The sequence below is a fragment of the Ruegeria sp. ANG-R genome (assembly GCF_000813985.1).
Classification (GTDB): domain Bacteria; phylum Pseudomonadota; class Alphaproteobacteria; order Rhodobacterales; family Rhodobacteraceae; genus Ruegeria.
Genome location: NZ_JWLJ01000001.1, coordinates 965,735 through 991,770 on the forward strand (window position 1 = coordinate 965,735; position 26,036 = coordinate 991,770).

The 26,036-nt window shown below is 56.4% G+C and carries 27 protein-coding genes and 1 pseudogene; 17 read left to right on the plus strand and 11 right to left on the minus strand.

The window, feature by feature from the left end; all coding sequences use genetic code 11:
- Nucleotides 1-6: 6 nt before the first annotated feature.
- The 6 genes from RA27_RS04810 (at nucleotide 7) to RA27_RS04835 (ending at nucleotide 4,456) form a co-directional block, all read left to right on the plus strand.
- Nucleotides 7-591 carry an OmpH family outer membrane protein gene (locus RA27_RS04810; RefSeq protein WP_039535441.1) on the plus strand — a complete coding sequence of 195 codons (585 nt, stop codon included), beginning with the start codon at nucleotides 7-9 and terminating at the stop codon, nucleotides 589-591.
- A 72-nt stretch (nucleotides 592-663) separates the two neighbouring features.
- Nucleotides 664-1,137 (plus strand): 3-hydroxyacyl-ACP dehydratase FabZ, encoded by a 474-nt coding sequence (gene fabZ, locus RA27_RS04815; RefSeq protein ID WP_010439978.1) that lies wholly within the window; start codon nucleotides 664-666, stop codon nucleotides 1,135-1,137.
- A complete protein-coding gene (gene lpxA, locus RA27_RS04820) occupies nucleotides 1,134-1,919 on the plus strand; it encodes an acyl-ACP--UDP-N-acetylglucosamine O-acyltransferase (protein ID WP_039535444.1) in 786 nt (261 codons plus the stop codon). The genes fabZ and lpxA overlap by 4 nt, the downstream gene beginning before the upstream one ends.
- Nucleotides 1,920-1,923: 4 nt before the next feature.
- Complete coding sequence (gene lpxI / locus RA27_RS04825; protein WP_039535446.1) at nucleotides 1,924-2,718, plus strand: UDP-2,3-diacylglucosamine diphosphatase LpxI; 795 nt, start codon at nucleotides 1,924-1,926, stop codon at nucleotides 2,716-2,718.
- A complete protein-coding gene (gene lpxB / locus RA27_RS04830) occupies nucleotides 2,718-3,875 on the plus strand; it encodes a lipid-A-disaccharide synthase (protein ID WP_039535448.1) in 1,158 nt (385 codons plus the stop codon). Before lpxI ends, lpxB begins: the two co-directional genes overlap by 1 nt.
- Nucleotides 3,875-4,456 (plus strand): membrane protein, encoded by a 582-nt coding sequence (locus RA27_RS04835; RefSeq protein WP_039535449.1) that lies wholly within the window; start codon nucleotides 3,875-3,877, stop codon nucleotides 4,454-4,456. The genes lpxB and RA27_RS04835 overlap by 1 nt, the downstream gene beginning before the upstream one ends.
- Here the strand turns inward: RA27_RS04835 and mnmA are convergent.
- A complete protein-coding gene (mnmA, locus tag RA27_RS04840; RefSeq protein ID WP_039535451.1) occupies nucleotides 4,453-5,598 on the minus strand; it encodes a tRNA 2-thiouridine(34) synthase MnmA in 1,146 nt (381 codons plus the stop codon). The two genes, RA27_RS04835 and mnmA, sit on opposite strands and share 4 nt — an antisense overlap.
- A 130-nt stretch (nucleotides 5,599-5,728) precedes the next feature.
- Between mnmA and RA27_RS04845 the strand changes: the two genes are divergently transcribed.
- The 5 genes from RA27_RS04845 (at nucleotide 5,729) to RA27_RS24885 (ending at nucleotide 11,519) form a co-directional block, all read left to right on the plus strand.
- The gene (locus RA27_RS04845; protein WP_039535453.1) at nucleotides 5,729-6,022 is read left to right on the plus strand and encodes a DUF1153 domain-containing protein; all 294 of its coding nucleotides are present in this window, start codon (nucleotides 5,729-5,731) and stop codon (nucleotides 6,020-6,022) included.
- 85 nt (nucleotides 6,023-6,107) lie between these two features.
- Nucleotides 6,108-6,824 carry a response regulator transcription factor gene (locus RA27_RS04850; RefSeq protein WP_039535454.1) on the plus strand — a complete coding sequence of 239 codons (717 nt, stop codon included), beginning with the start codon at nucleotides 6,108-6,110 and terminating at the stop codon, nucleotides 6,822-6,824.
- Between the two features lie 125 nt (nucleotides 6,825-6,949).
- Entirely contained in the window at nucleotides 6,950-9,199 is a 2,250-nt protein-coding gene (gene ligA, locus RA27_RS04855; RefSeq protein ID WP_039535457.1) for an NAD-dependent DNA ligase LigA, read from the plus strand.
- Nucleotides 9,196-11,286 (plus strand): ATP-dependent DNA helicase RecG, encoded by a 2,091-nt coding sequence (gene recG, locus RA27_RS04860; RefSeq protein WP_039535458.1) that lies wholly within the window; start codon nucleotides 9,196-9,198, stop codon nucleotides 11,284-11,286. The genes ligA and recG overlap by 4 nt, the downstream gene beginning before the upstream one ends.
- A 110-nt stretch (nucleotides 11,287-11,396) precedes the next feature.
- Complete coding sequence (locus RA27_RS24885) at nucleotides 11,397-11,519, plus strand: hypothetical protein (RefSeq protein ID WP_255353509.1); 123 nt, start codon at nucleotides 11,397-11,399, stop codon at nucleotides 11,517-11,519.
- 184 nt (nucleotides 11,520-11,703) lie between these two features.
- Here the strand turns inward: RA27_RS24885 and RA27_RS04865 are convergent, their stop codons facing one another.
- Nucleotides 11,704-12,342 carry a MarC family protein gene (locus RA27_RS04865; RefSeq protein WP_039535459.1) on the minus strand — a complete coding sequence of 213 codons (639 nt, stop codon included), beginning with the start codon at nucleotides 12,340-12,342 and terminating at the stop codon, nucleotides 11,704-11,706.
- A gap of 56 nt (nucleotides 12,343-12,398) precedes the next feature.
- Complete coding sequence (locus RA27_RS04870; protein ID WP_039535463.1) at nucleotides 12,399-12,851, minus strand: iron-sulfur cluster assembly scaffold protein; 453 nt, start codon at nucleotides 12,849-12,851, stop codon at nucleotides 12,399-12,401.
- A 48-nt stretch (nucleotides 12,852-12,899) separates the two neighbouring features.
- Between RA27_RS04870 and hisI the strand changes: the two genes are divergently transcribed.
- Nucleotides 12,900-13,289, plus strand: a complete 390-nt coding sequence (gene hisI, locus RA27_RS04875; RefSeq protein ID WP_039535464.1) for a phosphoribosyl-AMP cyclohydrolase — start codon at nucleotides 12,900-12,902, stop codon at nucleotides 13,287-13,289.
- Between the two features lie 30 nt (nucleotides 13,290-13,319).
- Here the strand turns inward: hisI and gluQRS are convergent, their stop codons facing one another.
- From gluQRS to RA27_RS04895, 4 genes and pseudogenes are all read right to left on the minus strand, one after another.
- Entirely contained in the window at nucleotides 13,320-14,165 is an 846-nt protein-coding gene (gene gluQRS, locus RA27_RS04880) for a tRNA glutamyl-Q(34) synthetase GluQRS (RefSeq protein WP_039535465.1), read from the minus strand.
- On the minus strand, nucleotides 14,162-14,776 hold the full coding sequence (locus tag RA27_RS04885) for a class I SAM-dependent methyltransferase (protein WP_039535466.1): 615 nt from the start codon (nucleotides 14,774-14,776) through the stop codon (nucleotides 14,162-14,164). Before RA27_RS04885 ends, gluQRS begins: the two co-directional genes overlap by 4 nt.
- Before the next feature lie 38 nt (nucleotides 14,777-14,814).
- Nucleotides 14,815-16,155: a methylenetetrahydrofolate--tRNA-(uracil(54)-C(5))-methyltransferase (FADH(2)-oxidizing) TrmFO gene (trmFO, locus tag RA27_RS04890; protein WP_039535467.1), complete on the minus strand. Its 1,341-nt coding sequence runs from the start codon at nucleotides 16,153-16,155 to the stop codon at nucleotides 14,815-14,817.
- Nucleotides 16,156-16,406: 251 nt separating this feature from the next.
- Nucleotides 16,407-17,201, minus strand: a pseudogene (locus RA27_RS04895) (enoyl-CoA hydratase); the annotation flags it as partial.
- A gap of 49 nt (nucleotides 17,202-17,250) precedes the next feature.
- On the opposite strand from RA27_RS04895, the gene RA27_RS04900 reads away from it, so the two are divergent.
- Nucleotides 17,251-17,694 carry a PaaI family thioesterase gene (locus RA27_RS04900; RefSeq protein ID WP_039535469.1) on the plus strand — a complete coding sequence of 148 codons (444 nt, stop codon included), beginning with the start codon at nucleotides 17,251-17,253 and terminating at the stop codon, nucleotides 17,692-17,694.
- A gap of 59 nt (nucleotides 17,695-17,753) precedes the next feature.
- Here the strand turns inward: RA27_RS04900 and RA27_RS04905 are convergent, their stop codons facing one another.
- Nucleotides 17,754-17,981, minus strand: a complete 228-nt coding sequence (locus RA27_RS04905) for a DUF1127 domain-containing protein (RefSeq protein WP_039535470.1) — start codon at nucleotides 17,979-17,981, stop codon at nucleotides 17,754-17,756.
- Nucleotides 17,982-18,080: 99 nt separating this feature from the next.
- On the opposite strand from RA27_RS04905, the gene RA27_RS04910 reads away from it, so the two are divergent.
- Nucleotides 18,081-19,484, plus strand: a complete 1,404-nt coding sequence (locus RA27_RS04910; protein ID WP_039535471.1) for a PLP-dependent aminotransferase family protein — start codon at nucleotides 18,081-18,083, stop codon at nucleotides 19,482-19,484.
- A 3-nt stretch (nucleotides 19,485-19,487) separates the two neighbouring features.
- On the opposite strand, the gene RA27_RS04915 is transcribed toward RA27_RS04910, so the two are convergent.
- Nucleotides 19,488-19,853, minus strand: coding sequence for a nuclear transport factor 2 family protein (locus RA27_RS04915; RefSeq protein WP_039535472.1), 366 nt, complete (start codon nucleotides 19,851-19,853; stop codon nucleotides 19,488-19,490).
- A gap of 240 nt (nucleotides 19,854-20,093) precedes the next feature.
- Between RA27_RS04915 and rplM the strand changes: the two genes are divergently transcribed.
- The 3 genes from rplM to RA27_RS04940 all read left to right on the plus strand — a co-directional run bounded on the left by rplM (nucleotide 20,094) and on the right by RA27_RS04940 (nucleotide 22,715).
- The gene (gene rplM, locus RA27_RS04920; protein ID WP_039536983.1) at nucleotides 20,094-20,552 is read left to right on the plus strand and encodes a 50S ribosomal protein L13; all 459 of its coding nucleotides are present in this window, start codon (nucleotides 20,094-20,096) and stop codon (nucleotides 20,550-20,552) included.
- Nucleotides 20,553-20,558: 6 nt separating this feature from the next.
- Nucleotides 20,559-21,044, plus strand: coding sequence for a 30S ribosomal protein S9 (gene rpsI, locus RA27_RS04925; protein WP_039535473.1), 486 nt, complete (start codon nucleotides 20,559-20,561; stop codon nucleotides 21,042-21,044).
- Between the two features lie 1,089 nt (nucleotides 21,045-22,133).
- Nucleotides 22,134-22,715, plus strand: coding sequence for a hypothetical protein (locus RA27_RS04940; RefSeq protein WP_052265169.1), 582 nt, complete (start codon nucleotides 22,134-22,136; stop codon nucleotides 22,713-22,715).
- A gap of 238 nt (nucleotides 22,716-22,953) precedes the next feature.
- Here the strand turns inward: RA27_RS04940 and RA27_RS04945 are convergent, their stop codons facing one another.
- On the minus strand, nucleotides 22,954-24,114 hold the full coding sequence (locus RA27_RS04945) for an ABC transporter substrate-binding protein (protein WP_039535477.1): 1,161 nt from the start codon (nucleotides 24,112-24,114) through the stop codon (nucleotides 22,954-22,956).
- 31 nt (nucleotides 24,115-24,145) lie between these two features.
- Entirely contained in the window at nucleotides 24,146-26,032 is a 1,887-nt protein-coding gene (locus RA27_RS04950; protein WP_039535478.1) for a long-chain fatty acid--CoA ligase, read from the minus strand.
- Between the last annotated feature and the right edge of the window lie 4 nt (nucleotides 26,033-26,036).

Genomic DNA, 26,036 nt, shown 5'->3' on the forward strand with positions numbered 1-26,036 from the left:
TTGCGGATGATCATCGCAGTTACGAAAATTCTGCAGGGCCCGTTCAGGGCCCTGTGTGTTTTGGCTTTGCTGGCGACGGCGATGCCCGTCGCCGCGCAACAGTTGGGCGTGCCGCAAACCGACGTTTTGACCATCTCCAGTGAACGATTGTTTGCCGATTCTGCGTTTGGCCAACGGGTCTTTCGCGAGATCGAGGCCGAAAGCGCACTTTTGGCCGAAGAAAACGAACGGATCGTGGCGCAGCTTAGCAAAGAAGAGAAAGATCTGACTGAAAGGCGGGCGGCTTTGTCCGCCGAAGAATTCCGCCCCTTAGCCGAGGCTTTCGATAAGAAAGTTCAATCACACCGCGAGGGTCAGCGCGCCAAACTGGACGCGTTGGCGCGGCGTGGTGAAGAGTCACGTGACCAGTTTTTCGAGATGGCGCAACCGGTCTTGATCGAGTTGCTGCGCGATTTCGGGGCGTCCATCGTGATCGAACGGGCGAATGTGGTGCTGAGCACGGACGCCTCAGATATCACCGATGCCGCAATTGCCCGGATCGACACTGCGATCGGCGACGGCTCGACGCTTGAAAACAGTAACGACGACTAGGCTGGCTTGCCCTCGGGTACGGGTATTGCTAACCACGCTTGAAAGAGACATCCAAAACAGGACATCCGCACCATGACCACGGAAACCCAGAGCGCCGACATTCAGCTGATTCAGCGTATATTGCCGCATCGCTATCCGTTTTTGCTGGTCGACAAGGTCGTGGATATTGACGGCTATCAATCTGCAGTTGGCATCAAGAATGTCACTATGAACGAGCCGCATTTTCAGGGTCATTTTCCCGGCACGCCGATCATGCCGGGAGTGACCATTGTCGAGGCGATGGCGCAGACTGCAGGTGTCATGCTGGGTGTCGGCATGGACGTGATCGACAGTGAATTGCTGATCTATTTCATGAACATCGACAAATGCAAATTCCGCCGCAAAGTGGTGCCCGGCGACGTGCTGGAGATGCATGTCGAAACCGTACGCGGCAAGAAAGGCGGCAAGATATTCAAGTTCAGCGGACGCGCGACAGTTGAGGGTGAGGTTGCCGCCGAGGCTGAGTTTTCGGCCTATGTAGACTGGGACATGGAAAAAACGACATGAGCGGTATTCACCCCAGCGCGATCATCGAAGACGGTGCGCAGATCGGTCAGGATTGTACCATCGGACCCTTCTGCCATGTTGGCCCTCAGGTTCGATTGGGCGACCGGGTCGAGTTGAAGTCTCATGTCGTTGTCACCGGGGATACCTCGATTGGCGACGATACGGTTGTTTTCAGTTTCGCCGTAGTCGGAGAAATACCGCAGGACAAGAAGTTCGGAGGCGAAAACACGCGCCTTGAGATCGGTGAGCGCAACCGCATTCGCGAGCATGTAACCATCAATACCGGCACGGATGGCGGCGGCGGTGTAACCCGCATCGGCGACGACTGTCTGCTGATGGCGGGTGTCCACGTGGCTCATGATGTGCAGATCGGCAACCGGGTCATACTGGTCAATCACGCGGGTGCGGCAGGCCACTGCATCATCGAGGATGACGTCATCGTCGGCGGTATCTCGGGCCTGCATCAGTTTGTGCGCGTCGGGCGCGGTGCAATAATCGGTGCGCTGACAATGGTTCCGAACGACGTGATCCCATACGGTCTGGTACAGGCCCCGCGCGGCGAGTTGGATGGCCTCAATCTGGTCGGGCTGAAACGGCGCGGCGTAACGCGCGAGGATATCTCGGCGCTGCGCGCAGCATTCAGGGAGTTGTCCGAAGGCGATGGCACATTCATGGATCGCGCCAATCGCTTGGGCGAGGACGCCGACAATGAATATGTGCGCCAGATCGTTGAATTTGTGACGGGGCAAACAGACCGTTCCTTCCTGACCCCGAGGAAGTAAGACCATGCTGGCGCTGATCGCGGGAACTGGAACCTTACCGGACGAGGTGGTCGCGTATTTGCCAACGCGACCTCTGATCTGCGCGCTGGAGGGATTCGAACCGGATACGCTGACTCCAGAAGTGGTTTTCCCGCTTGAGCAGTTGGGCAGCTTTATCGCTGACCTCAAGGCGCGCGGGGTGACCGAACTATGCATGGCCGGGGCCGTACGCCGGCCCAATGTCAATCCCGCGCGTATTGATGCCGCCACAATGCCGTTGGTTCCAATACTGCAAAAGGCCATTATGTCCGGTGATGACAGCGCATTGCGCGCGGTCATTGGCATCTTCGAAGAGGCGGGGCTCTCTGTCCGTGCGGCGCATGAAATTGCACCCGATTTGCTACCGCCACTGGGCACATTGACTGACGCACAGCCCTCAGAATCCGATCACGTGGATGCCGACCGTGCGGCTGGTATCCTGCGCACCATGGGGGCGGCTGATATCGGTCAGGCTTGTGTGATTCTGAAAGGTCAGGCGCTGGCAATTGAAGGCATCTATGGCACCGCCTGGATGCTTCAATCATTGACGCAACGCCCGGATGCGGGGGGCGGCGTCCTGTTCAAAGGCCCCAAGCCGGATCAGGATCGACGTGCAGACATGCCTGTAATCGGGCCGGATACTGTATCAGGCGCCGTTGCAGCGGGCCTGTCAGGCATTGTTATCGAAAAAGGCGGGGTCATCGTTCTTGAGCGCGACCGTGTGATTGAAGAGTGCAATCGCCTCGGTCTGTTCCTATACGTCCGCGAGCGCACGGTCTGATGCGTGTATTTCTGGTCGCCGGCGAACCCTCGGGCGACCGATTGGGGGCCGCGTTGATGGAGGGCCTCAAAGCCCTCGTGCCAGAGGTGCAGTTCGATGGGGTCGGCGGGCCACTGATGCAGGCGCAGGGATTGACCAGCCGGTTTCCCATGTCCGAACTCAGCGTCATGGGGCTGGTTGAGGTTCTGCCCAAGTTCTTTCAGCTGAAGCGCCGCATTGCCGAGACGGCTGAGGCCGTTCTTGACACCCAGCCCGACGTGCTGATCACCATCGACAGCCCGGATTTCTCGCTCCGCGTGGCCAAACTGGTGAAGGCATCCAGCAATATTCGCACCGTTCACTACGTCGCGCCCAGCGTCTGGGCCTGGAGGCCGGGGCGCGCCGACAAGATGGCGAAAGTGATTGACCACGTACTTGCGCTGTTGCCGTTTGAGCCTCCTTACATGGAGCGGGCAGGGATGGAGTGCGACTTTGTCGGCCATCCGGTGGTGAATGAACCGATTGCGTCCGATCAGGACATCAGGAAATTCCGCGCGGATCATGATCTGGGTGACGCCCCCATTATCCTTGCACTACCCGGTTCGCGCCGGGGTGAGGTCGAACGGCTGGCGCCTGTTTTTGGTGCGGCGCTGCAAGAGTTTCTTGAGGACCGCCCCGAGACGCGCGTGGTGGTTCCGGCAGTCGCGCATATGGTGGATGCGGTCGCTGAACATGTCCGGGACTGGCCGGGACGATCGGTTGTTGTCGATCCACGGGAATTGGCTTCGGACGAAGCCCAGTTGCAGAAGAGAGCGGCATTTGCCGCCGCCGATCTGGCATTGGCGGCATCCGGCACGGTCTCTTTGGAACTGGCCGCGCAGGCAACGCCGATGGTGATAGCCTATAATCTGAACTGGCTGACCACCCTGATCGCGAAGCGTATGGTTCAGCTCGATACCGTGACGCTGGTAAATCTGGTTTCAGATACCCGCGCAGTTCCCGAATGCCTGCTGGATGAGTGTCAGCCCCAAAAGATCGCGGCTGTGCTGGAGCGGGTGGCCGCTACGCCGGACGCCCAGCATCAGGCGATGGCGATAACGATGGAGCGGCTTGGACAGGGTGGTGAGGCACCCGGCTTGAGGGCTGCGAAGGCGGTACTGGATCGGATGCCCCGCTGATGCTGGATCATGTGGTTTTTGCCGCATCGGCCTTTATGGCGCAGGTGCTGACGAATCTGGATAACCTGGCAGCGCTTGTTGCGCTGATGATGGTTTCCGGCCCGCGCCGTACCGTAGCGGGATTTCTGCTGGCGCAGATCATGATAATTGCCGCCGCGCTTTTACTGGCTTTGGGTGTCGACGATGTCGTGCCCCATTGGGCAGGGTATCTGGGGGTAATCCCGCTTGGGCTGGGACTGATCGGAGTCATCCGGCAATTCCGGGGTACCGAGGCTGAGGAGGCCCCACGCGTATCTTCCGGCGCGCCTACGCTGGTCACCATGATGCTGTTCATAAGCTTGTCGATGGACACATTCGCGGTCTTGGCACCGTTGCTGGCTGATTCTGCGCCAAGCTATCGGATTGCAGGGGTCCTGGGCGCGATAGCGGCGGCACTGGCCCTTACCACTCTCGGATTGCTGGGCGCTCGCTCTCCGATCATGACCGGCGGGTTGGCGCGTCGGTTGGAAAAGCTTGTGCCTTACGTGATGATCTGTGCCGGGATCTATATTCTCAGCAACTCGTGGACTGACGCGATCTAGTAACCGCGCCAGATCCAGCCACCGCCAAAGATGCGGCTGCCCTCTGTTTCGTAAAAAACGCAAGCCTGCCCGGGTGAGATGCCTTCTTCGGGTGTCAGCAGTTCGACTTCCGCCGTTGTGTCTGAAAGCGGTCGGACAATCGCCTCGCGCGGGGGGCGGGTCGAGCGGACCTTGACCGAAACATGCCATTCGTCTTTCGACGTGAAGGGCTCGTCGCCAAGCCAGTTGATTTCACGCACGGGTACGGTCCGGGTGGCCAGCATCTCTTTGGGGCCGACAACGACCTGCTTTTTGTCCACGTCCAGCTTGACCACATACAACGGTTCGCTGAGCCCCCCGATTCCAAGCCCACGACGCTGGCCGATCGTATAATGGATCACCCCGTCATGCTGCGCCAGCACGCGACCGTCCACATGCACGATTTCACCCGGTTCTGCCGCACCGGGGCGCAGCTTTTCGATCACGCTGGCATAGTTGCCATTGGGCACAAAGCAGATGTCCTGACTATCCGGCTTGTCCGCAACGGCCAGTCCGTATTGTGCTGCCATCTCACGCGTGGCGTCTTTGGACGGTAGGTGGCCCAGAGGAAAGCGCAGGAAATCCAACTGCTCGGGCGTGGTCGAAAACAGGAAATAGGACTGATCGCGATTGGCATCCTCAGCGCTATGAAGTTCGGCCCCGTTGGGTCCCATCTTGCGCTGAATGTAATGGCCTGTAGCCATGCAATCGGCCTCAAGGTCCTTGGCGGTTTCCAGCAAGTCCTTGAACTTTACGCGCTCATTGCAGCGGATGCAGGGCACCGGGGTTGCGCCGGCCAGATAGCTGTCGGCGAATTCGTCGATCACCGCGTCTTTGAAAATGTTCTCATAATCCAGAACGTAGTGGGGGAATCCACGCTCCTCGGCGACACGGCGTGCATCGTGGATATCGATGCCCGCACAGCAGGCGCCTTTCTTGGCCAGTGCAGCTCCGTGGTCGTAAAGCTGCAGCGTCACGCCCACCACGTCATAGCCCTGATCGGCCAGATAGGCCGCCACAACGGAACTGTCCACGCCGCCAGACATGGCCACAACCACCCGCGTTTCCGAGGGCGGTTTGGCAAAGCCAAGCGAGTTCAGCGGGGTCTCGGTATCGAGTGCCATTTGCGGTTCCAGTCCGGGTTAAGAAAGACCGGCAGAATATAAGAAAATTCTACACACTCTCAAGGGGCGGTTTCACGCCCTTTTAAGTAGGCTGAGGGCAGCTTTGTCGCGACAGAAGAAGGTATGAAAGATGTATTTGCACAAAGTGGAAGGTCCGCGGTCGGTAAACCTGCCGGATGGAAGCGTACTGACACGCGCCGATTTACCCCCATCAGATACGCGACGTTGGGTGGCTTCGCGCAAGGTCATTGTCGTGCGTGGCGTGCTCTACGGGCTGATCTCGCTGTCGGAAGCAAAGAAGCGCTACGGCATCAGCGATGAAGAGTTCAACTCCTGGGTCTCTGCTGTTGCCGAGCACGGTATCGACGCGCTGAAAGTGACTGCTCTAAAAAAATATCGACAACCTAAAGGGGAAAGTGAATAAATGAATCAACGGTAACGGCAGGTTAACCATTTTTCCCCAGTCTCGTTTTTGAACTGAAGGAATTTAACCGAAATGGAGCAGTTGAATGCGTATACTTCTTGTCGAGGATGATCCAACCACATCCAAAAGCATCGAACTGATGCTGACACATGCCAATCTTAACGTGTATGCGACGGATCTGGGTGAAGAAGGCATCGATCTGGCCAAGCTCTATGATTATGATCTTATTCTGCTGGACCTGAACCTGCCGGATATGAACGGCCATGAGGTGTTGCGCCAACTACGTATCGCGCGGGTAGAGACACCGATCCTGATCCTGTCCGGCGCGGACGACACCGAAAGCAAGATCAAAGGCTTTGGATTCGGCGCGGATGATTATTTGACCAAACCTTTCCATCGCGAAGAATTGGTGGCGCGCATCCATGCGATCATCCGCCGCTCCAAAGGTCATTCTCAATCCGTGATCCATACAGGTCAGGTCGCCGTGAATCTGGATGCCAAAACCGTTGAGGTTGACGGCAAGACCGTACACCTGACCGGCAAGGAATATCAGATGCTGGAGCTTCTGAGCCTCCGAAAAGGTACCACGCTGACCAAAGAGATGTTCCTGAACCACCTGTATGGCGGTATGGATGAGCCTGAACTCAAGATCATCGACGTGTTCATCTGCAAACTGCGCAAGAAACTCAGCAATGCCACCGGTGGTGAGAACTATATCGAAACGGTGTGGGGGCGTGGATATGTACTGCGTGATCCACAATCGAGCAGCATGGGCGAAACCCGCATTGCCGTTGGCGCCTGAGTTGAACTGTTAACTGCCGTCGATGGTCCGGGGCGGTAATCCCACTCGCGGCTCAGCACAGCACTGGACCTGACCATGGCCTCGCCCTATCACTGAGGTTCAAGACGACGTGACAGGGCGGGGCCATGAGCGATACTGCGATAGCAGATTTGACGGAAGACGAAGCACGGGAAGAACTGGCCCGGCTTGCCAGGGAATTGCTGCGGGCAAATCAACTTTATCATACTGAAGACGCTCCTGAATTATCGGATGCGGATTACGATGCGCTCAAGCGTCGAAACTCCGAGATCGAAGCGCGGTTTCCCGGTCTGAAACGTGCAGACAGCCCCTCGGACCAGGTCGGTGCGCGGGTCTCGGACGGATTTTCCAAGGTGTCTCATGCAGTACGTATGATGTCACTGGGCAATGCCTTTGACGATGCGGACGTTGCTGATTTCGACCGCTCGATTCGCAAGTATCTCGGGCTGGGTGGCGATGCGCCACTCGCCTATACAGCCGAACCCAAAATCGATGGTCTATCGTTGTCGTTGCGATATGAACACGGTGAACTGGTTCAGGCCGCGACACGCGGTGATGGTGAGGTCGGCGAAAATGTAACGGCGAATGCGCGCACGGTTTCGGACATCCCGCACCGGATTGAAGACGCACCTGATGTTCTCGAAGTCCGGGGCGAGGTGTATATGTCCCATGAGGATTTCGACGCTCTGAACACAAGGCAGGTCGAAATCGGCGGCAAGACCTTTGCAAACCCGCGCAACGCCGCTGCTGGCTCATTGCGCCAGTTGGACTCTGAAATCACGCGATCACGTCCTCTGAAATTCTTCGCCTACGCCTGGGGTGAGCTGTCTGAGCCACTCGCCGAGACGCAGATGGGGGCGATTGAGCGCCTCAGGACTCTGGGTTTCCAGGTCAATGCGCTGACACGTCGATGTGCTACAACGGCGCAAATGCTGGAGCATTACCGCGAAATTGAAGCTCAGCGTGCGACCTTGGGCTATGATATCGACGGGGTCGTCTACAAGGTTGACGACCTGGGGCTGCAAGCTCGGCTCGGTTTCCGATCGACCACGCCCCGCTGGGCGATTGCACATAAGTTCCCGGCCGAGCTGGCCTGGACCCGGCTTGAAGCGATCGACATCCAAGTGGGGCGCACCGGCGCGCTCAGCCCGGTTGCACGACTGCATCCGGTGACCGTCGGCGGGGTGGTCGTTTCAAATGCTACTCTGCATAACGAGGATTACATCGCAGGACGGGACGCCAAAGGTGGGGTCATTCGTGGCGGCAAAGATATACGAATCGGCGATTGGGTGCAGGTCTATAGGGCAGGGGATGTCATCCCGAAGCTCTCGGACGTCGATCTGTCGAAGCGACCGGATGATGCACAGCCCTATGTGTTTCCGACGAAATGTCCGGAATGCGGCAGCGATGCGATCCGCGAAGAAGGCGACGCTGTGCGTCGCTGCACTGGCGGGCTGATCTGTCCTGCGCAAGCGGTGGAAAAGTTGAAACACTTCGTATCGCGCAAAGCGTTCGACATTGAGGGGCTCGGCGCAAAACAGATCGAAATGTTCTATGGCGATCCGGTTTTGCCAATCAATACGCCAGCCGACATCTTCACCTTGCGGGATCGGGACACAAAAAACCTCGCCCGGCTGAAAAACCGCGACGGATGGGGCGAGACGTCGGCGGCCAACCTGTTTGCTGCGATTGATGACAAACGAACGATACCTTTTGCCCGGTTGCTGTTTGCGCTTGGGATTCGACATGTCGGCGAAGTTGGCGCGCGGGATCTGGCGTTGTTTTACAGAGACTGGGATGTCATGGCCGCATCCATAGTTACGGCCCGTCCTGCCGCGCTTGCGCAACGTGCAGCTGATGAGGCGGAAGACGCGGAGAGGAAGTTAGCCACGGATGAGGGGCGGCGCGCGCGGATTAAGGAGGCGCGGGATGCGGCATTTGCCCGTTTGGATGTTTCGAGTGACGCCGCCGGCGCCTGGGCCGATCTGATTGGTATCGACGGAATTGGTGCCACGCTCGGGTTGTCATTGTCTGACGCGTTTGCCAACCCTGAAGAACGCCACGCATTTAATGATCTGCGCAAGCGCCTGACTATTGTTCCGCCGGATGCACCTGCTTCGGACAGCCCGGTCGCTGGGAAAACTGTCGTGTTCACCGGAACGCTCGAGAAAATGACCCGAGCCGAGGCCAAGGCCCGTGCCGAAGCTTTGGGGGCCAAGGTATCTGGCTCGGTCAGCCAGAAAACCGATCTGTTGGTGGCGGGCCCGGGCGCGGGCTCTAAAGCAAAGAAAGCGGCTGATCTGGGCATTGAAACCTTGGATGAAGACGGCTGGCTTGAGCTAATTGGCGATCTATGAGCGGCAGACCTGAACAACTTTTCCCGCTGTTTGCGGGCCTTGAGACACTGGAAGGTGTCGGGCCGAAAACGGCATTGCTTTTCGGGCAATTGGGCATCGAGACGCCGCGGGATGTGCTGTTTTCACTGCCCTATGCCGTGATCGACCGGCGGCGGCGCGACACCATACAAGGGGCTGACCTTCCGACTACTCTGACGGTTGAGGTGACGATCGGCACCCACCGGCCGCCGCGCAATAAGGGCGGAGCCTATCGTGTTCATGTGGAAGACAGTCAGGCGGATTTTCAACTGGTGTTCTTTCACGCGCGCGGGGATTACCTGAAAAAAATCCTGCCGCAAGGCGCGCGTCGTGTGGTTTCGGGGAAGCTTGAGCTGTTCGATGGCATGGCCCAGATGGTGCACCCCGATCACATGGTTGCTCCTGAAAATGCGGGTGAGTTGCCCGAGTTCGAACCCGTCTATCATCTAACGCAGGGTGTGACGCAGAAAACCGCGTACAAGGCGGCGCAAAGCGCACTGGCGCGGGTGCCAGCCTTGGCAGAATGGGCAGATCCGGCACAAGTGGCCCAGCAAAACTGGCCAGACTGGGCTTCAGCCATTCAGGCCGCACATCATCCGCAAGGTGCAGACGACGTTGCGCCTTTCGCCCCCGCACGCGAGCGTCTGGCCTATGACGAATTGCTGGCGCATCAGCTGACATTGGCGTTGGCGCGGCAACGAGAGCGAAAGGTACGCGGGATCATCAGCGTCGGAACTGGGGTGTTGCAGTCTAAAGTCTTGTCCAAACTGCCATACCGTCCGACCGGGGCTCAAACCCGTGCGGTCGAGGAAATCTCGGCGGATATGGCTTCGGAAACGCGCATGAACCGTTTGCTTCAGGGCGACGTCGGGGCGGGTAAGACATTGGTGGCGTTCATGGCGCTGCTGATTGCGGTCGAAGCAGGCGGGCAGGGCGTCATGATGGCCCCTACCGAAATTCTCGCGAGGCAGCACCTTGAAGGGTTGCGCCCGCTGGCAGAGGAATCCGGGGTTGTCCTGGAGATTCTGACCGGACGCGACAAGGGCGCGGAACGCCGGGCCAAGCTGGCCGCGTTGAAACAGGGTGACATTCAGATATTGGTCGGTACCCATGCGGTATTTCAGGAGGATGTCGAATTCAAAGCCTTGAGACTGGCCATTGTCGATGAACAGCATCGGTTTGGCGTCCGCCAGCGCATGGAGCTGTCTGAGAAAGGTCAGCGCGCGGATGTTCTTGTGATGACCGCGACCCCCATCCCACGCAGTTTGGCGCTTGCGCAATACGGCGACATGGATGTCTCGGTTCTGGACGAAAAGCCACCCGGTCGTAAACCTGTCAAGACGGCGATCGTCAGCACTCAGCGAATGGATGAGGTTGTGGCCCATCTGCGCGATGCGATCGGTGCGGGAAAACAATGCTACTGGGTTTGTCCGTTGGTCGACGAATCCGAAGTCTCTGATCTGACTGCGGCCGAGGAACGGTTCAAACGGCTGCGCGCGATTTTGGGGGATGATGTCGTTGGCTTGGTACATGGCCAGATGCCACCCGCCGAAAAAGATGCGGCCATGGCTGCGTTTCAGGCCGGTCAAACCAAGGTCCTGGTCGCCACCACGGTGATCGAGGTTGGCGTAAATGTCCCCAACGCGACGATCATGGTGATTGAGCGGGCTGAGATCTTTGGGCTGGCTCAGTTGCACCAGTTGCGGGGACGGGTCGGGCGTGGGGAAGATGCCTCAACCTGCCTGCTCATGTATCAGGCCCCGCTCAGCGAAGGTGGCCGCAAACGTCTAGAGGTTTTGCGTGAAACCGAAGATGGATTCCGCATTGCCGAGACCGATTTGCAAATGCGTGGGGCAGGAGACCTGATCGGAACCGCACAATCGGGTCTGCCAAAGTTCCGTATTGCTGACCTCGAAAGGCAAGCCGGTCTGATGGCCGTAGCGCAATCAGATGCACGCGCCCTCCTGTCTGCTGACCCGAAACTGACCTCAGACCGCGGGCAGGCTGCTCGTGTTCTTCTGTGGCTCATGAAGCAGGATCAGGCAATCCGTTTGATTTCAGTAGGTTGAGCAGGAAGTTCCAGAAAGTTCACAAATGTTCTTAAAAAGTTCTTTACCGACTCGCCGAAATATGAGAACAAAAGGTCAACAAAGGATTAAATCTGACCGGAGGTGAGACCATGCTGACCCAGATCAAGACTGCATTTGCCCGTTCGCAATCGACGATTTTGCAGGATGCAGCGGGCGCTGTCTCGCTGATTGTGATGCTGGTGGTTGCCCTCCACCTGCCGACCGGGTTCTAAGTCTTTCTGCCTGCGATCTCGTGCCGATCACACCGCGCTTGTCTCCCCGTCATAGTCAAGGGTGACCTGCCTGTCCCATTTCCCTTGAAGGGGCCTGCCTCGGCCCCGTGCGGTGATCCGGACCCTACATGAGAAACGCATGACTTGCCGCCGCCCTTTCCGCCCGGAAGGTGCGGCGGTTCTTTTATAGCTGACCGGTTTTGATAATTTCGATCGTTGCGGACAGAACTGAATTCACCGCGACAGATGCTAAAATCATGCCCATCACTCTGCTGATAATGGCCGCACCAGAATGCCCGATCAGGCGTATGATCGGTTCGGCCAGAAGCATGAGAACAAACGCTATGGCGATGACAACCAGCATGACCAATGCCGTTATGCTCTGATCAGCGGCGCTGAAACGATGGTTATCCGTCAGAACAACAATTGCGAGCATTGCACCGGGAGAAGCCAGCGAGGGGACCGCCAGCGGGAATATCGCCGGATTGGTTTTGTGCATTTTGTCATCCAGATCTTCTTCGGCCTGGCGTTGCTCGATATCTTGTTTGCTTTCGCCAAAAATCATGGTCAGCGCGAAGAGGAACAGAATAATACCGCCCGCAACCTGAAACGAGTTCAGGCCGATATCCAGTGCTTCGATCACCAATTGACCGAAGACAAGAAAGAACAACAGGATACCCGCACTGACCAGCGCGGCCAACAAAGCGGTTTTTCGGCGCGCTCCGACGCTGATCCCGGCGGTGACGGCGATAAAGACGGGGATGGTGCCGATCGGGTCGATAACAACCCAGAGCGTCACGAAATGTTCCAGCAAATTGTTCACGTTAACCCCCAGATTGTTGGGGGAACACTATACGGCTTCGTCGGGAAAAGCCACGCTCAGGCGCAATTGGCTTGCTCTGCCTGTTCCATCGCTTCTGCGGTCGCATCAAGCGCCAACAGGATTGAGGCATGGCGGTTCTTGTAGTCTCGCGCGGGCATCAGAACTTCGAGCCCGTCAAAGGGAGCCTCGGGCGCGGGGCCGTTCTTCTTCAACATTGCCGAAAGCTGATCGCGTGCGGTTTCGACCTGCGCCCGTGTCGCTCCGATCACAGAGCTTCCCACGACGGAAGCCGAAGCCTGACCAAGCGCGCAGGCTTTGACATCCTGCCCGAAACCCGTAATCCGCCCATCTTCGACTTTGACGTCGACCGTTACCGTCGACCCACACAAAGGAGCCCGTTTTTTGACGGTCGCATCGGGATTATCCAGGCGGTCGAGATGCGGAATATCCGCAGCCAGGGCCAGAATACGCCCGGAATAGAGCTTGATCAGATCGGTTTCGCCGCTCATGGCTTTCCCTCGTTGTCTGTTCCCCATACATAATGGCGGGATTCTGGGATGCAAAAGGTTTTTGCGATGGCTGACGCAGTCTTGTTCGATCCGTCGACACTGAAATTCAACGAAGCAGGATTGATTCCCGCTATTGCGCAGGAAGAGGGCACCGGCGAGGTTCTGATGATGGCCTGGATGAATGCGCAGGCCATCGAGCGCACGTTGGAAACCGGTCGCGTCACCTATTGGTCGCGGTCACGGCAGGCGTTCTGGGTTAAGGGCGAAAGCTCGGGCCACGTGCAGGCTCTGGTGGATTTTCGCGTCGACTGTGATCGGGATTGCCTGCTGGTGGTGGTGAACCAAACCGGACCCGCCTGTCATACCAATCGGCGGAGTTGCTTTTACACGGCTGTGCGTGAGGGGAACGAAGTCGAGCTCATGTCTCCGATGGAGTGAATGCCATCCGCGGCAATGAGCTTTGATCGATCAAAGCCCGATCATCGCCCTGATCTCGGCGGGTGAGGCGCCCTGTTGGCGGTAAAGCGAGACGGCACGCGCGTCGTCACGTTTCGCCAATCGTTTGCCCGCCGAATCCCGTATCAGCCTGTGGTGATGGTAAATCGGCGTCGGCAGACCCAGCAGTCCCTGAAGCAGGACATGTATCTGCGTGGCCTCGAACAGATCTTCGCCCCGGACGACGTGCGTGATGTTCTGGTCTGCATCATCGACCACGACGGACAAATGGTAAGAACTGCCCATATTGCGCCGGACGAGAATGATATCGCCGACAGCGTTCAGCAGGGTATCGGCATCAAGCCGGTGTGTTCCGGAATACGCGGCACCGGTTTCGCTGAAAGTGCGGAGTATGGATGCGCTTATGGCTTTTTGCATATCCAAGCGCAGAACATCCTCGGGACCTGCATCCGATAGCGGGCGATTGCGGCAGGTACCTGGATAGATGCGCCCGTCCGGTCCAAACTGGGACACGCCCTCCTGCGGTGCCCCGGCCGCAATCTCGATATCGGCGCGCTTGCATTTGCAGGGGTAAACAAGCCCCATATTCATCAGGGTTTCCAAAGCCTGGCGATATCGCGGTAACCGCTCCGATTGACGAACGACAGGTTGCGGCCAGCTTAAACCAAGCCAGCCTAAATCATCGTAAATCTGGGTTTCCCAATCGGGCCGGGATCGAGACTGGTCGATATCCTCAATCCGCAATAGGAATTCACCTGCTTCGGCCTGCGCAAACTTATACGCCAGAAGCGCTGAGTACGCGTGACCCAGGTGCAGCGGACCGGTCGGAGATGGTGCAAAACGAGTCCTGAAAGTCACGCTTTTTCAACAACGTAAACGTCAGATTTCATATCCATTCCGGGCAGGTGCGGACCGTATTCGCGAAATAGCAACCGCGCATGTCCCATGTCCAACCAGTCATTCAGGCGACCGGTATAAGCGCGTTCGGATAAGGTATGATCGTTGAAGGAAAACGCCAGATATCCCCCTCGGGGCAATGCATTCATGAGCAGATCGAAGGTTTCGGGCGGCGCCGCGCCGACGCCGATGACGCCGATAGATGTGATCGCAGTATATGCCCCGGTTTCAATGGGTTCGGGGTCAGTGACTTCAAAACTGATCAGCTTGCGATAGACATTTTTTGCTGCCGCGCCCTCCAGCATTTTCGGCGTTGGGTCCATCCCGTCGATGATACGAAATCCGGCCTTATGGAGTGCAATTCCTGACAAGCCCGTACCACAGCCATAGTCCAGCACCGGAGTATCCGCATTGGAAACAAACGACCTTAGCGCCGCCGCAACGCGATCTGGGGTTACATACCCATGCTCTCCGACTTCATCATCGTAGGAGGCCGCCCATCTTTGATAGTGGTCATGCGTTTCCTGTGCGGAATTCAGATTGTATGTGTCTTTCAGAAACTTATCGCTCATACCTTACATTTTAGGCGCAGGTCGGGCGCGGCGTCCAGTCAACACTGCTTTAGCCAGTCGCTCCAGACTGCTTTGGCCCGATCAGTATAAGCTTTGTATCGGTCCTTGCGGCCCCGACGACCGCCTTTCAGCCCATCGACGGGGCGGAACAGACCAAAGTTCACATTCATCGGCTGGAACGTCTTCGCCTCGGCGCCTCCGGTGATGTGATGGATCAAGGCGCCCATCGCACTGTCCTGCGGTACATCGGGCAGGGCGCGGCCCAAAATCTCGGCGGCGGCCAGACGTCCGGCCAACAGCCCCATCGCAGCACTTTCCACATAACCTTCAACCCCGGTGATTTGCCCGGCGAAACGAATATTTGACTGCGATTTCAGCCGCATCTGCGCATCCAGCAAGGTCGGAGAGTTGATGAAGGTATTGCGGTGAATGCCGCCCAAACGCGCGAAGCTGGCGTTTTCCAGCCCCGGTATCATACGAAACACCTGGGTCTGCGCGCCATATTTCATCTTGGTCTGAAAACCAACGATATTGAACAACGTGCCCAGAGCATTGTCGCGGCGCAATTGAACAACCGCATAGGGCTTCACGTCCGGCTGATGCGGGTTGGTCAGCCCAACCGGTTTCATCGGGCCATGGCGCAGGGTTTCGCGGCCGCGCTCGGCCATGACCTCGATCGGCAGGCAGCCATCAAAATAGCCGGCCGTCTCACCCTCGTGGAACTCTGTTTTGTCGGCTGCCAGCAGGGCATCAATGAACGCCTCATACTGATCACGATCCATGGGGCAGTTGAGGTAGGCCGTCCGCTCTTCCTCGGTCTCGCCTTTGTCGTAGCGGGACTGCATCCAGGCTTTGCTCATGTCGATACTGTCGGCATAAACGATCGGGGCGATCGCGTCGAAGAAGGCAAGTGCCTCGGCACCCGTTTCGGTTCGGATGGCCTGACCCAGCGCGGGCGAGGTCAGCGGGCCGGTTGCAAAAACCCAGTGGCCGTCTTTCGGCAGGGCGGTGACCTCTTCACCAGTGACCGAGACACGTGGATGTGATTTCAGCTTGGCCGTTACAGCCTCGGCAAATGGATCACGGTCAACGGCAAGCGCTCCACCAGCCGGTAGGCGATGAGAGTCCGCGGTGGTCATGATTAACCCGTTTGCCGCACGCATCTCCCAATGCAACAAGCCAACTGCATTCTGCTCATCATCATCAGAGCGGAATGAATTCGAGCAGACCATCTCGGCCAGATTACCGGTCTGATGCGCGAAGGTGCCCACCTGAGGCCGCATTTCGTGGATCACAACATCCACGCCCATCTCCGCTGCCTGCCAGGCGGCTTCGGACCCGGCCATGCCGCCGCCCACGATATGCAATTTGTCAGTCATGTGCTGCCAAATAGGGCAGAGCGCGCACATGCGCAATGCGCAGTATTCTGATCGGTTCGGAGAGAAAGTCTTGGGGTCGCCGCTGCGGGAATGTCTGCGCCGGTGAGAGAAACCAGCTTGGAGGGACCTTCCGCCCACGGCGACCCAAAAGTATATTCAGGCCTTGGCCTTGACCCAGCTTTGCCACAGTGTCGCCCTTTTGAAAAGTGCAAAAATGCGAACAGTAGGCAAAAATGTATGAAATAATTGCGTCACTGATGCCAATCGGGCGGGCGTTTTTCAATAAATGCACTAATTCCTTCTTCGGTATCCCGGTCCATCATATTCTGTGCCATTACCTCGGCAGTATAGTCATAAGCCTGATCGGTTCGCATTGTAAGCTGTTGATAAAAAGCAGTTTTACCAACTTTTACCGCGCTGTTCAACTTAGTCGCGAGCTTCTCGGCCAGCGCGTTTGTTTCTTCTTCCAGCATGTGTTCCGGTACAGCGCGATTGATCAAACCCAGCTCAGCAGCGCGCTCAGCTGAAATAAAATCGCCGGTGGTTAGCATCTCAAACGCTTGTTTTCGAGGAATATTCCGACTGAGCGCCACCATTGGAGTTGAGCAAAACAGGCCAATATTGACGCCGTTGACTCCGAACCGTGTCCCTTCGGCGGCGATAGCCAGATCACAGGTTGCTACCAGCTGACACCCGGCGGCTGTCGCAATGCCGTGTGTTTGGGCGATTACGGGCTGGGGCAGGGACTGAATAGACATCATCATTTTGGCGCATCGGTCGAAAAGGTCCTGAAAATAGGAGAGTCCGCCGTCGCTGGCCTGTCGGCCCTGTGTCATCTGTTTCAAATCATGCCCTGCACAGAAGGCTTTGCCAGCGCCGGAAAGAACGACAACGCGAATCGATCTGTCTTCACGTAACGCATCGAACTCTGACTGCAGGGCCGCCAGCATTTCGTCGCTGAGCGCATTCAATCGCTCGGGTGCGTTCATTTGTAGACGCGCTATCGCGCCTGCGTCGTTACGTTCCAGAATTGCCATCTTGCCCTCCCGCTGGCGTTCGGGCCAACTCTAGGCGGGCAGAGCCGAGAGGGGAAGCATGTCATTAGCGCTGAACAAACAAGAACTGACCGAGTATCTGGCACAGGTGTTTCCGCAGGTTCATAACGACTTCGTCGTCGAAGATCTGACAGAGACAACAATTATCATGCGGCTAAAGGTCGAGGATCGTCATCTGCGCCCCGGTGGCACCGTATCCGGGCCGTCCATGTTCGGGCTCGCCGATGTCAGTGTCTATGCCATGGTACTCGCGCGAAAGGGACGGCAGTCGTTAGCTGTGACCACCAGCAGTTCGATGGACTTCTTGCGCAAACCCGAAGGGGGCTCGGACATGATTGCCGAGTGCAGATTGCTCAAACTTGGGCGAACCTTGGCTGTCGGGGATGTGCTGATGTACTCCGACGGCTCGGACAAGGCAGTCGCGCGGGCAAGCATGACCTATTCAATTCCTCCAGAAGGCTCGAAGGCTGCGGCCTTCGGATAAAAAAGGCCGGGGATAAACCCCGGCCAGGAAGAGGTCCCGTAAATGGGACTGGGGATAGTCTATTTCATCCAGAAGTAACGGCAGACCTCTGCGTCGGCCCGATCTTGGGTCAGTCCGACATCACGCAGCAATCTGTCATCCAGCTTGCCCAAATTGACGCGGCTGCGTCGGCGTTGTTCCCACTGCGTGACAGTCGCCGCAAACCGCACGGCCAGCGCAGCGATCAGCGGCAGCCGGGGGCTGGTGTTCAGCAGCATGAGGGCGGAGTTGTGCATTGCGCGTGTCATCTTGGGTATCCTTTCAAATTGTATTGACACAAAGCTAATATGTTCGGTACAGTGTTTTGATACATTCAACATTGTGTCGAAATCAAAGGAAGAATTGTAATGGATACAATTTGGCCGGAGGCGCTACCGAAATCCAAGGGTCCAAAGTATACGTTGGTCGCAGACACAATCCGAAAAGCAATAGAAAACAAAACGCTGGAGGTTGGAAAGAAACTGCCTCCGGTGCGGGAACTAGCGTATCGATTGCAGATTACGCCGGGCACTGTTGCACGCGCCTATACGATTCTGACGGATGAGGGTTTGCTACAAGCCGAGGTCGGACGTGGTACATTTGTTGCGCCCCCACGATCGCCGATCCTGGACGATGTGTGGTCACGGCAGCTGCATCTCAGAGACGACAAGTATGACTCCAATGTCAGCCTGTTCAGCCCCCGCCTGCCGGATGTTGGGCAAGTGTCTCTGATCCGCGAATGCCTTGAGAAGATTGCGCAGGGTGATCCTCGGATGTTCATGAACTATCCGACCCGTGACGCCTACCAACAGGTGCGCCAAGTCGTGGCAGACTGGTTGTCCGACCTTCCACTGGGTTCGCTGAATGCCGATGACATTGTACTAACCCACGGCGGGCAAAGTGGCATTTGCGTGGTGTTCCAGACTGTCCTGAGAGATCCGAAACCCGTCGTTTTGGTCGAGGACCTGTCTTATGCCGGTTTCCGACGGGCGGGCGAGTTGATGCGCGCCGAGGTGATCGGGGTAAAGATGGACAAATGGGGCATCAGCCCCGATGCGCTGGATCACATACTCAGACAAACCAAGGCGCAGGCAATCTGTGTCTCGCCTGAGGTGCAGAACCCGACAGGTGGGCATTCTCCGTTGGAGCGCCGTAAAGAAGTTGTTGAAGTTGCGCGCAAATACGAGCTTCAGATCATCGAAGATGATTGCTATCGCATGGGCGATGCTCGGGCCCCTAGTTATCGCGCATTGGCACCCGAACGGGGCTGGCACGTTTCATCGATCTCAAAAACCCTGACACCTGCGCTGCGCGTTGGTTTTGCCATTGCCCCGAAGGAGCGGAGCGTCGATCTGCGTCGATCTGCCGAATACGGATATTTTGGACTTGCTCAGCCTTTGGCCGAACTGACACGACTATTGTTAGGACATCCGGAAGCGCGTCAACTGGCACGAGATGTTCGTATCAAGATGGGTGAGTATGTACGTGTGGCGGTAAATGCGCTGGGTGGCTTTGATTTGAATTGGGATTCCGAGATACCATTTGTTTGGCTGCACCTTCCTTCAGGTTGGCGTTCAGCTGCGTTCAGCCGCGCGGCCGAGCGTGAAGGCATTCAACTGCGGTCCGCCGATGAGTTTGCGTTGCGCGACGGGCGTGCGCCCAATGCAGTCCGCATTGCTGTGAACGGGCACGTCTCACTGGATCAATTCGAAGATGCCATGCTGCGACTACGTGCGCTACTGGATAACCCGCCTGAACAAATAAGTGTCTAAGCCTTACGTCAGAGGGGCAGGGTCACCGAAGAATCCCGCCAGATGCGCAATTTTGCCTTCTTCGTCCAGACGGATGAAATCATGTCCGGCCACCATAATCGATCCATCAGGCGCAACCATATGCCAATTAAAATGCACCACATCATGGTGAGACGCCGGGCTGCTGATGATCTCAACTCGTCCGTTCGAGCTCTGCAACACGTCTCCGATATGAGAATTAAGTTGCTCTTGGCCCATGACATCGGCGGTTGGATCGACATAGCGGCCATTTTCCGCAAAACACGCCGTCAGCAATTCAAGCCGCTTTTCCGCCGAGTTTTCCTGCCAAGCGGCTCCATATGCTGCGATGGTATGCTCTAACTCCTGCATTTGCGCCCCTCGCTGTGTGTATGAAGTCTTAGATGAGTGTATCAGCGTAAGGGTTTGCCGCGAATAGTGTCTCGAAATTTTGGGGTAAAATAATACCTATTTTATATCCCATTGTTTTTACATACTTATATTCGCACTGCACCGCTTGACGTGACAATCACGCGGGTCTACACCCCCTCCATCGAATTCGGGCCGCTCCGCAAGGGGGCGGTCTTTCACATCAAACAGGACTATCCTGCCATGAAAACCTTTTCTGCAACACCTGCAGACATCGACAAGAAATGGATCCTGATCGACGCCGAAGGCGTTGTTCTGGGCCGTCTTGCCTCGATCGTCGCCATGCGCCTGCGTGGCAAGCACAAAGCGTCGTTCACACCGAATATGGACATGGGCGACAACGTCATCGTGATCAACGCTGACAAAATCCAGATGACCGGCAAGAAGCGCGAAGAGAACTTCTACTGGCACACTGGCCACCCGGGCGGCATCAAGTCGCGCACCAAGCAGCAGATCCTCGAGGGTGCACACCCCGAGCGCGTCGTGACCCAAGCGGTCAAGCGTATGCTGCCGGGCAACCGTCTGGCACGCCAGCAGATGACCAACCTGCGCGTTTACGCCGGTGCCGAGCATCCCCATGAGGCGCAAGCGCCCGAAGTTCTGGACGTGAAGTCCATGAACAAGAAAAACACCCGGAGCTAATGACCGATGGCTGATCAGATCAATACTCTCGAAGAGCTGAGCGCCGTCGCAGGCGTTGAAACCGTGGCCGAAGAAGTCATCGTACGTGAACCCGTACGTGACGAGCTGGGCCGCTCCTACGCCACCGGCAAGCGTAAAGACGCTGTTGCCCGCGTTTGGATCAAGCCGGGTTCTGGCAAGGTCACCGTGAACGGCAAAGATCAGGACAAGTATTTCGCACGTCCCGTTCTGCAGCTGATCCTGCGCCAGCCGTTCCAGGTTGCCGGTGTTGAAGGTGAGTTCGACGTTGTTGCAACCGTCAAAGGTGGTGGCCTGACCGGTCAGGCCGGTGCGGTTAAGCACGGCATCTCGAAAGCGCTGCAACTGTACGATCCGTCACTGCGCGGTGCCCTGAAAGCCGCAGGCTTCCTGACCCGCGACAGCCGCGTTGTGGAACGTAAGAAATACGGTAAGCGCAAAGCACGTCGTTCGTTCCAGTTCTCGAAGCGCTAACGCGTAGAGAGTTAAAAACTCGATTAAATCAAACGGTCGCAGAAAGTTGCGACCGTTTTTCTTTGTTAGCAGTTTATCAGCATTTTTACTGATCTTTGACGTCCTGATTTAGCGCAATTAGCGTTTAAGGTACTGATCCTGTTGGCAACCTGCGCGCAACTCAAATGCGCGCAGGTTGGCCCCTAAAATGCAATCTAGGCACGTAACCTTGAAGAAGGACATCTTCTTTTTAAGCATAGGTTTTTTGACTTCTGGAGTCATTCTCTAGCCTTCGAATGACGCCACCCAAACGCGCCCGCCTCGCTCAAAACGAATTCGCGTGCCGTCTGTCGAAATCGCAAAATCATAGCAGCGCCATTCTGGGGCGTCGTCATTTGGAAACATTGAGCAGTACTTTTGGTCGTCCACGCGCCAAAGCCCGCTCTGGCCGCGCCAGTCCATTGTGCCGTCTGCAAACCATGTCTGCTTGGCACCTGCATCCTCAGTTCCAGCATCATAGGTCACAGTACGGCTAACCAGCGTGGAGCGAATTGCAGCATCAGATACCGACTGCCACTCGGAGTTGGTTGCCGCGCACCCTGCGAGGGTGAATACAACTGAAAGGGTCGAAAGCGAAGTCTTGGTAAGCAAAGCTGATCTACTCCTTAGCGATCTAAAGACGTTTCTTCTTGGCGACTCCGCAGCGTAATCGCGGGTCACTTAAATCCCAAAATGGGACTTGTTGTGTAAAACAGTCAAGCCTAAACTTTGAATGCAACAGAACTTCCAGAACCACGCAGAGTATGACAGGTATTGAGAAAATAGCTCAACTTAAGCGCTTACTGATGGGCATGGAGCGTGACTTAGGTATTGATAATTTAAGTACCGTGCAGAGAAATATAGTCTACGCCGCCACGCTCCTGTCAGAAACATCGCGCACAGTTGGTACGGAAGACATCAGACAGCATGAGTTGTTGGACGGCGTATCTCGCAGTGCCTTTTTTCGCGCGCTAAAGGACCTTGTTGATACAGGGTACTTACAACACACAGATGGGAGAAAGCGCTCTGCATACATCTTGTCAGACAAACTGAGCAGGTAAGAAACAGAGTATGCTTCGCAACGAAAACTTGCTCGCTCCCTTTTTGATCATATCGCTTGCGCAGCTACTTGCTTTTGGAATCTCCATATACTTGCTGCTTCCTCTGCAAGCTCAATACACGCCAGAACTAGCCCCTTATGCCAGCCTTCTCTTCCTCCCTCACGGTGTCCGCATACTTTCTGCGTGGTTAATGGGCTGGAAAGCGATCCCATTAATTGCCCCCGCGGCCTTGCTGACGCACTGGATCAACTTCGGCGCAAGCGGATTTACGTTGGTTGGGCTGGCAGGCGCGTTTTCAGGAATCGTTTGTGCAACAGTGACTTTCTGGGCCTTGGCAAAAGCTGGGATGGACTTACGGGTAACGGCAAATCGTGCAGCGAACTGGCGCGACGTTATGATCGCAGGGGGTATTGCCTCAATGATAAACACCTTTGGTATGGGTTGGGCGTTCAACCACAGCACAGACACCTTGGTTGGCTACTTTATTGGCGATGTCACCGGCTTGTTCGCATGTATGCTCATTCTGATGCTGGTGTTTAAAGTACTTCGAAGCGAAGATGAGAGAAGCCGCTTGAAACCGCCCACCGCATGACCATAACAGCGACAACTTTTTTGCCTATTTCTCAATTGTATATCGCTGGAAAGATCCTCATACGAAGGCCAGTTCCTGATCTTGTAATTCGTCGGAGATCAACTGCTCATGTATCCCGGCTATCACGCTGGTTTCATGCGACGAATTCGCACCGCCATTTGTGAAATAAAGATGGTCAGATCACAAAACCCAAAGGGCTCGCTTTTGCGAGCCCTTTCTTGTTGGCATATCGCCTTTGTTATTCTTCGTAGACCAGATTCCAGGCCCCATTTTCCACAACGTTGACAAAAACCGTATCGGCTCCCTGATGATCGTCAGGCCCGTAGGTAATATGGTTGCCCACCAATTCATCCTGATAGTCGAGAGTTTCCATGGCGGCGATAAAGCTTTCGTGCGTCAAGTCGGGGCCCGCGGCTTCGAGTGCCTTGACCATCATCTCTGCGGCAGAATACCCCAACATCGCAAAACCAACCGGATCTTCCCCGGTGGCGGCTTTGTACTCGGCGATAAAGGCGGCTGGGGCGGGGTCTTCGGCACGTGCCCACAGATCCAGCCAGGACGCAGCGGCGTAGAATCCATCTGTGACACCGCCCGGCACCTGTGCGACAACCGTCAGGAAGCTGGCTGATGTACCGAGGAACTTCATATCCTCCAGCCCCATCTTCTTGGCAGTGCCAACGACGGTGATTGCCTGACGCACTCCAAGGGCGATCGTGACGATGTCACACCCTTGATCCTTTAACTTACTCAGAGATCCAACAAAGTCGGTCTCGTCCGGCTTATGCGTCGTCTCGGACACAAAGGATATCCCGGCTTCTTCTGCGCCAGCTTTGCTGCCTTCCAAAATCTCTTCGCCGAAATCGGTAGGGAGGTACATTGTGCAAACAGCTTGCGAGCCAAACTGGTCGGCCAAATACTTCACCCCAACGCGACTTTGGTCATAATAAGTGGAGAACGATGTGAACTTGTTGCCCATCGGTTCTTGCAGCATCTGACGCGCAGCAGTCAAAGGCGCGACGTTGGGAATGCCCTTCGGGTCCAGCAGTTTGAACCCTGCCAGGTTCATCGGTGTACCTAATGATTGCAGCATCGCAAATACCTTGTCGCGATTCAGCAGCTTGTTGTAACCCTGCATCGCACGAGGCATCTGGTAGCCGTTATCTTCGACAACGTACCGGATCTTGCGACCATGGATGCCGCCCTCGGCATTTACCCGGTCGAAGACCACATTGGCGCCCTTGGTGGCCGGAACGCCAACAGCCGCAAAAATCCCGCTCAGGTCGTTGACCGAGCCGATGACGATCTCATCATCAGTTACACCTTGCGTCTGTGCCCAGCACATCGTTGAAGCTGCAATAAAGGCTGTGGCCGCAGCCATCCCTTGGATCAGGTTCCTCATAGCTCTCCTCCCAGTTCGGGTTGCCCCATGATTAATTGTACATGTCTTCAATGAGATGTGCGTGTTTCTTTTCCACCAGTCCGCGCTTTAGCTTCATTGTGGCGGTAAGTTCATCGTCCTCGGCCGTCAGTATAACGTCGATCAGACGGAAGTCTCTGATCTGCTCCACACGCGCGAATTCTTTGTTTACGGTGGCGATTTCCCTTTCAATAAGCCCGGTGATGTCCGGTGCTGTGCAAAGTGAAGCAAAGTCAGAGAAAGGAATCTTGCGGTCCTGAGCGAATTTTTCAACGTTTTCCTGATCGATCATGATCAGCGCCGTCAGGTATCTCCGCCGATCCCCGATTATAACCGCATCCGATATGTACTGGCTGAATTTCAAAGCGCTTTCGATTTCGGCAGGAGAGATATTTTTGCCTCCGGCGGTGATGATGATGTCCTTTGTCCTGCCGGTGATCGTAACAAAACCATCGCTGTCGATATGCCCCATGTCACCGGTGCGCAGCCAGCCATCGGCGGTGAACGTCTCGGCGGTTTTGGCGTTGTTGCGCCAATACCCCTGGAAGACGTTCAGCCCTTTGACCTGAATTTCCCCGTCATCAGAGATGCGCAGATCGTTTCCCGCGACGGGTCTGCCAATGGTGCCAACTTTGTTGGCTTCGAGTGTGTTCAGCGTAGCGATACCGGATGTTTCAGTCATCCCGAACCCCTCGACAACCGGCACACCAATGGCCCAGAACCACTTAAGCAGATCGGGCGAGATCGGAGCCGCGCCAGAGCCGCCTCGGCGCAGTCTGTCCATACCCAGCATTCGGCGCAAGTTACGGAATACCAGCCGATCCCATAGCATGAACCGTAGGGCGATGAGGGCAGGCACAGGTTTGTCGGCAAGGATGCACTCAGCGCGAGCCATACCTGCCTTCAGGGCCCGAGCGAATGCGAAACGGCCAATGGGCGTCGCTTCTTTTGCCATGAACAGAACCTGAGAATAGATTTTTTCCCAAACCCGGGGCACGGCGGTGAATGTTGCAGGTGAGACTTCTTGCAGATTGGCGAACACGGTCTCAAGGCTTTCGGCGAAGTTCACGGTGCACTTTGCCGCCAAAGGGTAATAAATCGACACGTCGCGTTCGAGGATGTGGCAAAGCGGAAGAAAACACAGTTGTTCATCCGAACTCAGGGCGGGCAGGGAATGTGCCCCGGCCTCGATAGCCGCCAAGATGTTTTCATTGCTCAGCATCGCGCCCTTGGGGTTTCCGGTTGTGCCGGACGTATAGACAAGCAGAGCGGTGTCCTGGGGTGTGCACAGGGCGATTTCGGCCTCAAAGGCTCCGGGTTCATCAGCTTCCGCCTGCGCACCCAGTCGATATAGATCTTCAATCATCATGCAGCGGGGATGATCGAGATCGTGTAACCCTTCGTTTTCCAGAATGATGACCTTTACCAACGCGGGCAGATCGGTTTCGACCTCAAGGAACTTATCCAGTTGTTCTTCGTCCTCGACGATCAGGAACCGGCTGTCACTGTCATTGATCAGGTATTTCAACTGGCTGGCCGAATCCGTGGTGTAGACGCCGGAAGCAATCCCTCCGACGCATTGGATGCCCATATCGAACCAGGCCCATTCCTTGCGGTCCTCGGACAGGATCGAGACAACCTCACCACGCCGTAAACCCAGCTTGCGCAGAGCCAGCCCGATCCGTTTGGCGTGTTGCCAGTAGTCGGCCCAGGAATAGGATTTCCAGATGCCGAGGTCTTTTTCGCGATGCGCCGTGCGGGCACCGAGCTCAGCACAGCGCTTTTGGAACAACTGGCAAATTGTGATGCAGCCATCAACGCGAAGCGGGCGCTGGCCAGGGGTGGAATTGAACTCAACGCCGTTGATCGTGGTCCAAGGGGGCAGGGGGCTTGCGTCCATCCGG